Annotated in this window: 4 protein-coding genes; all 4 read left to right on the top strand. The window is 47.5% G+C overall.

What is annotated here, in order from left to right; genetic code table 11:
• Nucleotides 1–1,013 precede the first annotated feature (1,013 nt).
• A complete protein-coding gene (locus G9G54_RS24645; RefSeq protein WP_165179918.1) occupies nucleotides 1,014–1,838 on the top strand; it encodes a thioesterase II family protein in 825 nt (274 codons plus the stop codon).
• 214 nt (nucleotides 1,839–2,052) lie between these two features.
• Nucleotides 2,053–3,948, top strand: a complete 1,896-nt coding sequence (locus G9G54_RS24650) for an ABC transporter ATP-binding protein (RefSeq protein ID WP_165179919.1) — start codon at nucleotides 2,053–2,055, stop codon at nucleotides 3,946–3,948.
• A complete protein-coding gene (locus G9G54_RS24655; protein WP_165179920.1) occupies nucleotides 3,923–5,788 on the top strand; it encodes an ABC transporter ATP-binding protein in 1,866 nt (621 codons plus the stop codon). The genes G9G54_RS24650 and G9G54_RS24655 overlap by 26 nt, the downstream gene beginning before the upstream one ends.
• Before the next feature lie 50 nt (nucleotides 5,789–5,838).
• The coding region (locus G9G54_RS24660) for a non-ribosomal peptide synthetase (RefSeq protein WP_165179921.1) at nucleotides 5,839–11,555 on the top strand (5,717 nt) is incomplete at its 3' end.

Here is an 11,555-nt window from a genome sequence, read left to right on the forward strand (position 1 = left end):
AGCGCCGATGGTACTTGGACCGCAGGGTCCTGGGAGAGTAGGACGTCGCCAAGCAAGATAAAAGAGCACAGCCTTAATGGGCTGTGCTCTTTTTGTATACCATAAGGCTTTCGCGTTTTGGAAATTATACAAGAAACCCATACATATACTCCATCCCACTAAATTAATAAGATTGGGGGATAACTACAATAAAGCTTACAACGCTCTGCATAACGACCGATAGTGAAGTCAAACATAATGAAATTTATAATGCAGCAAGCTCCAACAACAGGGAGCCTTGCTGTTTTGCCGTTACTGTTTTTTGAGGGGGTGAAAGATTAAAAGTAAGGCTATAAATTTCTAGAGAACAGGTACTTTTGAATCGAGATAGAAACGTTTCTATTAGAGTTTGAAAATGAAATTCATAGCTTTGGGAGAGAGAAACTCAATCCGAACTGAATTTTTTAGACGAAGAGTCAGAAAAAAATATGCAAAATACGGTCCTTTAGGACTATGAAATAACAATATTTATTACAAAATTAAAGAGTTATTAATTTTGGCTTATGTGAGCTTGATACAAATTCAATCCATTATTTAGGAGGTTAAAGAGAGTTGCGGAAAAAGGCGGAATTTGTCGGATGATATCAGGTTGAATTTGTTACATTTATGTTAATGGCATGTAAAGATAAAATTGTTGTAGGATAAGGGGGTGTAGCTTCAATGTAAATCATAATGAGTTTAGTTTTACAAAATTCGTGAAAACCTAAAATTTCGTTTTAAACTAAATTAACAGATCATGATTGACAGATAACTAATACAAAAAGTGAAATTGTTGCTTTTGAAGTTTGGAAACAAATAACACAATATGGATTTTGTTTTATTTTTATGAGCTCTATCGATTTAGCCCTTTTGTCCCATGCCAAGTGGTTTTAAAGTTTGTATATTTAAAAATAGTTAGAAAGTGTTGGAATAAAAAAAGAGATATAAGGATTTACTGTAAAATTATGAAATGCATAGAGGATGGAGGAATTCATATGACGACTCGATCGCAATCTTGGTTCGCGAAAACAGAGGTCCAACCGACTGCGAAGCTCCAACTATTTTGTTTCCCCTACGCCGGTGGTGGTGCTTACATATTTAACTCTTGGAAGTCTAGGTTTGCGCCTGACATTACCGTGTTGCCTATACAACTTCCAGGACGTGAAAGCCGTTCAACAGAAGCTCCAATGGATACTCTTCAAGACATCGTTCAATCGTTGGTTCCCGCAATGGCTCCATACATGCATAAGCCGTTCGCTTTTTTTGGGCACAGTATGGGGGCACTGATTGCATTTGAAACAGCACGACAGTTGTACAGCAAAATTGGAAAGCTACCTGTGCATATCATCATATCTGGTAAATCCGCACCACATCTTCCATACTCCAAAAAACGACTCCATGATTTAGCAGACGATTCTTTCACGGAAGAGCTTCGTTTAATGCAGGGAACTCCTGAAGAGGTGCTGCAAAATGCAGAATTGATGCAAATTATTATGCCTCGTCTGCGTGCAGATTTTAAGGTATGTGAAACTTATGTTTATCAGCCGGGAAATCCACTGGTATGCCCGATGACCGTTTTAGGCGGAATAAAGGATTTTGAGGTTAGCACAGATTCACTCCATGCCTGGCAACAACATACGACATCACCTATGGATGTTCGAATGTTCGAAGGTAATCACTTTTTCATCCATGAACAAGAACAAGAGGTTATGAGCGCAGTCGAGAACATTCTTTCTACATCCTCGCCGATGGCCCACGCGGCGGGAGCTCATACAGCTTACAACACAAGCACCCTACAACCACGATTCAGACAGAGTTGAATGTCCCACACATCACGACACACTTCGTTATTACCATCTCAGCAACAATCAACAACCAACCCACACCAAGATGATAATTCCAGCATAGTTCAAAATCGCATTTTATTCTGCACGGATACTCATGCATCCAAACCCAGAGTTTATCTCAACGACGTCCACAGCCAATATAAAAAGTTCGCACTGAAAAAGTGTGGCAGCGAAAAGAGGGATGCCCTTGTTTCGATCAAATTCTGCTTTTCGGAGACTCGCACGTTATGTAAGGCCGTATAATCTATGGGTTTTCATAACGGTGATCACCTCCTTGTGTTTGGCAGCTATTGACATTATTTTGGGTAAGGCCATTGAGCAAATGGCACAGGGGACATTCTCCTCTACCCAGAACATGATCTATCTGGTTGTTGGTATGACGCTAATTGGAATGCCCTGTAAGTTTGTGATGAGGTACGCTTCAGCGCGATTTAGTGTTAGTGCTCTGCGCGACTTGAGAGGCGATCTTGTACATAAGTTTTGCGATTTACCGGTTTCCAGCGTGGAAAGGAAATTTACCGGAGATTTGGTATCCCGTCTAACCAATAATACGGCAGTATTACAGAACTTTTTTATCCAGCAGTTTGCCAATCTGTTTTATTTGCCGCTTGTGTTTACGGCATCATTCATATTGCTTTTACTGACAAGCTGGAAACTGATATTGGCAAGTCTTGCGCTCATGCCAATAGGAATGATCATAACATCACTAATGAGCAAGCCAATTGAAAAATACTCCGCGGATCTTCAGGAGAAAATTGCTCATTTGAACGCTGTGGGGCAAGATGCAATCGGAGGAATCCCTATCGTCAAGGCATTCAATATGCAAGCTGTGCTGTTGAAGAAGTATATGGTGATTATGGAGGAGGTCGTCAAGCGCGGCTTACGGCTAGAAAAGCGCTATGCTGCCATTACTCCGGTAGGTGTGATGATGCTAGCAACACCGATTATTTTGGTCATTGTATACGGAGGATACCTGATACAACATGGAGAGTTGAATGCTGGAGGCATTGTACTTTTTTTATACCTGATTTCGTTCATATTGCAGCCGATTGCCATGCTGCCGACGATCATTTCGCAAATGAAGGAAGCGGGTGGAGCTGCAAAGCATTTGTTTGAGGTGCTGGATTGGCAGAATGAACGTCAGGACGGCGAAATGACCTTGGTAGATCAGAAGCGAGAGAATGAGGCGCCTCGTTTGAAAGACGATGCAGATGGGGAAGCCAACCGAATGAGTGAAGGCGGAGCAGAAAGTTATGATGACGTTGATAGTGTTGCTGTAGTCAGATTTGAGCATTTGACCTTTGGCTACGATGAAGGGAACACAGTGCTGAAGGATATCAGCTTCCAGGCAGGGCAGGGGGATATGGTGGCGATTGTCGGTGCCAGCGGTGGAGGTAAAAGCACGATTTTCAAGCTGCTTTGCGGATTTAATGAACCTGGAGAGCATGCTGGAACCATTCAACTATTTGGAAAGAGTTTGACAGATTGGAATTTAACAAGCCTGCGCAGTCATATTTCGATGGTATCTCAGGAGCCGTCGCTTTTTCCGGCCACCATTGCAGAAAATATCGGATATGGACGTTTGGAGGCGACTCGGGAAGAAATTGTCGAGGCGGCGAAAGCGGCACATGCGCATGATTTTATTGTTCAACTTCCCGAGGGCTATGAAACCCTGTTGAGCGAGCGGGGAGGCGGATTGTCTGGCGGTCAAAAACAGCGTATTTCCATAGCAAGAGCGTTATTGAAAAATGCTCCGCTGCTTCTATTGGACGAGCCGACTTCAGCACTCGATAGTCAGTCGGAGGCTCAGGTGCAGAATGCGATGAATGCGGTAATGCAAAACCGGACGGTACTGGTCATTGCTCATCGACTGTCAACCGTACGTCAGGCGAACCGCATTATTGTACTCGATCAGGGGAGCATTGTGGAATCGGGTTCTCATGAGGAATTACTGGGTCGTGATGGTGTGTACCGAAAGCTGTATTTGAAAAATTTTGAAGAAGAACAGCATACGGCGGAAAACGGTAATTCGTTGCCTGAGGAAAGGGGTGAGCGTCGTGACCTTCAAGCAGGGGTTTTATGAATTTAAGCAGTTGATGTCCCTGATGAAGCCGCACCGAAAATGGTATTTTACCGGGCTGGTTGGCAATAGTCTGACCAATGCCAGCATCACGATTTTACTTTCTTTTGTGGTGCATTATTTGCTGAATTTCGCGGTTAATGGCGATGTACAGGAGCTATACCGAGCGGTCTATTTGGTCAGTGGTACATTTTTGGCGTTAAGTCTTATTTCCCCCCTGTGCAGCTATATGTATAAACGGTGTGTAAAGCTGGCAATTGCCGAAGTACGAATGAAACTATTTGGCCACATTGTCAAGCTATCGTACGATAAAGCCGAAAAACACCATTCGGGTGATCTTGTATCCCGTATGACGAACGATGTACAGGCGCTGGAGCAGGCTTACACCGTTCATATCCGCTCGATTATACTGGAAATTTCGCTTTTCTTGGGCTCGTTGGTCATTTTGCTGGTTCTGGATTGGCGATTTGGGATTATGGCGGTTTTACTTGGGCTGGCTTCAGCCTGGATAAATGCTCATTTCGCGAAGAAAATGCGAAAGACGAGTGAAGAGTTACAGGGACGGATGAGCAGGTTCACGGAACGATTGAGTGATTTGCTCTCCGGTTTGCAGACGGTAAAGTTGTTTGGGTTGAGGACAAAGGTAGGTGGACTTTGTAACGATGCAAGCGAGGACATCAATCGCATCAGCATCCGGCAGGGACGTCATATGGGCTTGCAGGATATGTGCAATTTTGTCATAGAGTTCATTACGCTGGGCGGTGTGCTTGTCGCCGGATTGATTCTGGTATCGCAGAAGCAAATGGAACTGGGAGTATTGGGACAGATTGTGCAGCTGCAAACCGGTATTTCAACGGTGTTTTTGGAGCTAGGGGCGGCTGTAACACTGTTACAAAACTCCTTGGCAGGCTTGGCGCGTATCCGCGAAATTCTGGATGAGTCGAAGGAAGAGGAGCAGTTCCCCGCGGCTAAAAAGAAGGGACCGCTGACTAGGCTTATTGATCCCGAGACGGCAGCTTTATCAGCCCGTGAATCTGGGGAATTCTATGGCGATGTTGAGACCTTGCGTTCAGACCACGCCATTGAACAGACTCCGGCTGCTCTGGAGCTGCACGACATCACCTTTGGCTATCGGCCTGACCATCCAACGCTGCAAAGGTTAAACTTGGTCGTGCCAGAAGGGCAGGTAACCGCGCTTGTCGGCCCGAGTGGTGGTGGCAAAAGCACAGTTATGAAGCTGTTGCTGGGATTTTACCCACCGGACGATGGTGTGCTGCGGGTTCGTGGTCGCTTGGCAGAAGAATTTCCGTTGGATGAGGTCAGGGATTTGATGGCCTATGTACCACAGGAGGCTACGCTGTTCCACGGTACAGTAGCGGATAATATCCGTTTTGGCTCACCGGGTGCCACGGATGAGGAAGTAGAGGCTGCGGCCAAAACAGCCTATGCCAGCGGCTTCATAGCCGAGCTGCCAGAGGGGTACGACACGATTGTCGGTGAACGCGGAGCCAATTTGTCCGGCGGTCAAAGACAGCGGATCGCAATTGCCCGTGCTTTGCTCAAAAATGCACCGATTTTGCTGTTGGATGAAGCGACCTCGGCTTTGGATGCAGAATCGGAATATGAAGTCCAGCAGGGCTTAAATGAGCTGATGAAGGATCGTACGACATTAGTCATTGCCCATCGATTGTCTACGATTGAACGGGCGGATACGATCTGTGTCCTTGCCGATGGCGAACTGAAAGAGCAGGGTACCCATGATCAGCTCCTTGCCGAGGGCGGTCATTATGCAGAGCTGTATGAGCTTCAATTTCGAAAGCATCCCGAGGAACAAACCGCATAAATATGCGAATTTCCTTTTTACCAATATCTATTTTGCGAGGAGAGAGACGGATGACACAGCAAGATGTTCAATTGTTTTCGCTAAGCCAGCCACAGCAACGGATTTGGTATACGGAGCTTCTGTATCCTAATCGGAACACATCGACAATTATTGCAACTGTAAAAATCAGAGGAACTGTTCGTATAGATGCCTTGCAGCAAGCAATGAACCGGGTAATTGCCCAAAATGATTCTTTTCGTATCAAAATTACTGCTCAGGATGGAATCCCATATCAATATGTAGAGCCGTTTACGGCGGAAAATATAGAAACGCTCCAAGTTACCCCGGAAGAAGCGAATGTATGGTTAAAGCGTCATAATCCACAGCCGTTCTCATTGTTGGATTCGCAGCTGTACCGATTTGTTATCTTGCAGCTCGGAGCAGAAGAAACCTGGTTTAATTTTAAAATGCATCATATTATTTCAGATGGCGTGTCCATGAATCAGGCCATTAATGAAATCACCGGACATTATATGGATATTGTGCATGGTACAGGTCAAGATACGCCGACCAAGGGCAATCCCTATCTGGATTTTATCCAGGTAGAGCAAAGCTATGAGCAATCAGACCGTTATCAAAAGGACAAAACGTACTGGACAGAAAAGTTTGCCGATTTGCCAGAGACTACAGGTTTGAAATCATATAACCCGCTGACACTGAGCACAGCTGCACGCCGGGAGAGCTTTATACTGGAAGATGAGTTGTATCGTGGTGTTACGGCTTTTTGCGAGGAACATAAAATTAGTATTTTCACGTTCTTTCTGGCGGCTCTGTATATTTATTTGCATAAAGTGACGGGAGAGCAGGACTTAACCGTGGGGACACTCTATGCCAACCGTACGTCTAAGAAGGAAAAGGATACCATCGGTATGTTCGTCAGCACCGTGGCTACGCGTCTGTTGGTCGAACCAGAATCTGAACTGCTGACCTTCCTGCAAGGTGTAGGGAAGGAGCAGGCGTCCATTCTGCGGCATCAGCGTTACCCGTACAACAAAATTATTCAGGATTTGCGTGAACAGCAAAGCAGTCTGGACATTCAGCGCCTGTTTGGTGCTTCCATTCAGTACCGTACATTGAGTTTCTCCCGGTTTGATGAAGCGATTCAGCAAGTAGATAACGATTTCTGCGGAGATACGGTGAACGACTTTGATATTCACATGGTTGAAATGCTGGATGACGATAGACTCGTGCTGTACCTAGATTATCGTACCGAGCTGTTTAGTGAACAGGAAATTGCTCGAATTATTCGACAATTTTTGAGTGTGGCGGAGCATATGGTGCAGGGTCCACACAAGCGGATACAGGAATTGTCGCTGATCAGTGAGGAAGAACGGGCGCAAATCGTCGACGTATTCAATGCTACAGCGGTGGAATATCCACACGAAGCAGGCATTCATGAGTTGTTTGAGGAACAGGCTGAACGTACACCGAATCAGACAGCAGTTGTGTTCGGAAATGCCCGTTTAACTTATGGCGAACTGAATGTAAAAGCAAATCGACTGGCTCACACGTTGCGCGGACACGGTGTTACCGCCGAGCAAACTGTAGGAATCGTTGCTGAACGTTCCACGGATATGATCGTCGGCATGTTGGCGATTCTCAAAGCGGGCGGCGCATATGTACCGATTGACCCTGATTATCCGGCTGAACGTGTACGTTATCTGTTGGAAGATTCGGGGGCGAAGTTGCTGCTGGTGCAGCGCGCAGAACAGCAACCGGAGGAATACATCGGAATCGTATTGGATCTGAGCGATGCTAAGGTGTACGGGGCAGAGGATGACCAAGGCTTGAATACCGTACATTGGGAGCAAAACGAGGCTTATCATGCGGATTATACCGATAATACAAATCTGAAAAATGAGATTTTAAAGGAAGCATCCTCGTCTGTCGTAGACAGCACTGCTGGAGAACAAGAACGTAAATTTGGAAACCGACTAGCTTATTTGATGTACACTTCGGGTACAACCGGACAGCCCAAAGGGGTTATGGTAGAACATCGCAATGTTGTGCGTTTGGTGAAAAATACAAACTATGCGCAATTGGGTGCTGACACGCGCATTTTGCAGACCGGCGCCGTTGTCTTTGACGCGTCCACCTTCGAAATTTGGGGTGCGTTGCTGAATGGAGGAAAGCTTGTACTGGTAAGTCAGGATGTCATTTTGGACGCTCCAAAGCTCAAGGAAGCCGTGCGCAACCATGGTATCACGACAATGTGGCTGACTGCCCCGCTCTTTAACCAGCTATCTCAGCAGGACTTGGAGCTGTTCGAGGGGGTACAAGAACTGCTGGTCGGTGGTGATGTGCTGTCCGTACCGCACATTAACCGGGTGCTGGAGGCTCATCCGTCCCTGCGGATCATCAACGGCTATGGCCCAACGGAAAATACGACCTTTTCTACCACACATGCCATTACTGGCGTGCAATCAGAATCGGTGCCGATTGGCAGTCCGATCCACAACTCCACAGCGTATGTCGTAGACCGTTCCATGCAGCTTCTGCCTGTTGGAGCATGGGGTGAGCTGATCGTCGGCGGCGACGGGGTGGCACGTGGCTACCGGAACCGTCCGGATTTAACGGCTGAAAAGTTCGTAGACAGCCCGTTCCGCAGCGGAGAGCGCTGCTACCGTACCGGCGATTTGGTGCGCTGGAACGAGGACGGGACGCTGGAATACAAAGGACGGATCGACGCACAGGTGAAAATCCGGGGCTACCGGATCGAGCTGGGTGAGGTGGAAGCGCAGCTGTTGAAGCTGGAAGCGGTGCAAGAAGCCGTCGTCATTGCACGTGAGGATGAGCAGGGGCAAAAGCAGCTCTGTGCATATGTGGTGACCCTAACAGATATCGCGGCTAGTGAGCTGCGAAGCGCCTTGAGCCAAGAATTGCCAGGTTATATGGTACCGTCGTATTTTGTGCAGATGGAGCAATTGCCGTTGACACCAAATGGCAAAGTGGATCGTCGGGCATTGCCGCAACCGGAGGGAAGCGTGGATTCCGGTGAGGATTACGTAGCCGCACGTAATGAGGTAGAACGGACGCTAGTGTCCGTGTGGCAATCTGTACTTGGCATCGAACAGATTGGTGTGCTGGATAACTTTTTCCATTTGGGCGGCGACTCGATCAAGGCCATCCAGGTGTCTTCAAGACTGCTTCAAAATGGTTACAAGCTGGAAATGAGGGAGCTGTTCCAGTATCCGACGATTGCTGAGCTGAATGGACGGGTGCAGCGGGTGACCCGCGTTTCCGATCAAGGAGAAGTTAGTGGAAACGTGGCGTTGACACCGATTCAACACTGGTTCATTGAACAGCAGCCTTCAAAGCCGGAGCACTATAACCAGGCTCTGATGCTGCATCGTGAGGATCGACTGGACGAAACGGCGCTTCGTCAGGCACTGCAACGCATTGTTGAGCATCATGATGCTTTGCGCATCGTATTCCGCCCAAATGCGGACGGTGGGTATGAAGCATGGAACCGTGGCGTACAAGAAGGAGAACTGTACAGCCTTGAAGTGGTTGATTTTACAAATGAGTCTGACTTTGCTCATTTGCTGGAGAACAAAGCCAGCGAAATTCAAAGCAGTATCCGTTTAGATGAAGGCCCATTGGTGAAGCTGGGTCTGTTCCGTTGCACCGATGGAGACCATTTGTTGGTAGCAATCCACCATTTTGTGGTTGACGGTGTGTCTTGGCGTATTTTGTTGGAGGATTTGGCAACAGGCTATGAACAGGCTTTACGGGGCGAGTCTGTCCGTTTGCCGAATAAAACGGATTCCTTCCGCCTGTGGGCTGATCAGCTGTCAGCTTATGCGAACAGCACAGCATTGGAGAAGGAGCGTGCGTACTGGGAGCAAATTGAGGAAGCAGGGAAGAGCCAGGCATCCTTGCCTAAGGATTACACTCGTAAATCTCAGGCCAAGCCACAGCTTCGCGATGATCGGACACTGACCGTAGCGTGGACGGTAGAAGAAACGGAACAATTCCTGAAACAAGCTCATCGGGCCTACAATACGGAAGCGAACGACCTGTTGCTGACAGCTCTGGGCACCGCAATTCAGGAGTGGGCAGGCATCCGTCAGGTGCTTGTAAATCTGGAGGGTCACGGACGGGAAGCTATTTTGTCGGATGTGGATATTACGCGTACGGTCGGTTGGTTTACCAGCCAATTCCCGGTTGTACTCGATATGGGCGAGGATCGGAATGTGGGACGACGTGTCAAGAGCGTCAAAGAAGGACTACGCCGTTTGCCGCATAAAGGAATTGGATACGGGATTTTGAGATATCTTGCTGACGGCGAAGGGGAAGCTGCTTTTGCTGCCGAGCCGGAAATCAGCTTTAACTATCTCGGACAATTCGATCAGGATTTGAAACATAATGCCTTTCGCATGTCTCCTTATTCCATCGGAGCTTCCATTAGTGACACGTTAACCAAGCGGTATGCTCTGGATATCAACGGCATGATCACGGACGGTGCACTGGAGCTGACGATCAGCTACAGCAACAAAATGTTTATGAAAAAATCAATCAAAAAGCTGGCTGATCTGCTGCAGGAGAGCTTGCGTGAGGTATTGGCTCACTGTGTGGGTAAAGAGTTGCCAGAGCTGACGCCAAGCGACTTGTCCTTCCAAGGACTGACGGCTGGAGAGCTGGATCATATTGTAGAGCAGACGGCTGCTGCGGGAGAACTAGAAAATATTTATTCGCTCACACCCATGCAAAAAGGCATCCTGTTCCACGGCCTAATGGAGCCGAAATCCGGGGCGTACTTTGAGCAGGCGACATTTGATCTGCAAGGCAGCTTTCAAGTGGAGGCTTTTGCCGAAAGCTTAAATCAGCTGGTGGATCGCCATCAAATATTCAGAACGAATTTTTATAGCGGATGGAATGAGCAGCCTTTACAGGTGGTGTACCGTCACAAGCACGCCGGGTTCCGTTTTGAAGATGTACGTTCGATGGAACAAGGTGAGCAGGACGCATACATTGCTGATTTTGCTGAGCGCGACAAAGCCGAAGGCTTTCATTTCAGCTCAGGCGAGCTGATGCGGGTGTCTATTTTACGTACAGGCGAGGAGTCGTACCGTTTTGTGTGGAGCTTCCACCATATTTTGATGGACGGCTGGTGCTTGTTCCTAGTTGTGGGGGAAGCATTTAATACGTACTTTGCCATCCTCGAAGGCCGCAAGCCGGAGCTTGTCCCGGTAACGCCATACAGCGAATATATTGAATGGCTGGAGCGGCAGGACAACATGGAGGCTGAGCGGTTCTGGAGTGACTATTTTGCTGGTTTTGAGCAGCAGACGGTATTGCCGCAGGCAAAACAGCTGGACGGTCACGCTAAAGAATATGAAGCGGACAAGCTTTCGTTTACACTGGATCGCGAAGTGACGGAACGGATGAACAACCTGGTTAAGCAAAAGCAAGTGACGGTCAATACACTCCTGCAAGCGGCGTGGGGCGTTGTGCTGCAACGGTATAACAACAGTCGGGATGTTGTATTTGGCAGTGTGGTATCCGGCAGATCAGCGGATATTCCGGGCATCGATAAAATGATTGGTTTGTTCATTAATACGGTTCCTGTACGAGTTCACAGTGAGAAAGATATTACGTTTGCTGCGTTAATGAAGCAGATACAGGAGCAGGCACTGGCTTCCCGTGCCTATGAAACCTATCCGTTGTATGAAATTCAGGCCCTGACAGAGCAAAAACAGGACCTGGTGAACCATATTATGGTGTT

Source organism: Paenibacillus sp. EKM212P (genome assembly GCF_011066115.1).
GTDB lineage: Bacteria > Bacillota > Bacilli > Paenibacillales > Paenibacillaceae > Paenibacillus > Paenibacillus polymyxa_B.

Bases quoted from the DNA above. Each gene is read 5' to 3' on its own strand.
- G9G54_RS24645 (WP_165179918.1), top strand. From the start codon at position 1,014: ATGACGACTCGATCGCAATCTTGGTTCGCGAAAACAGAGGTCCAACCG.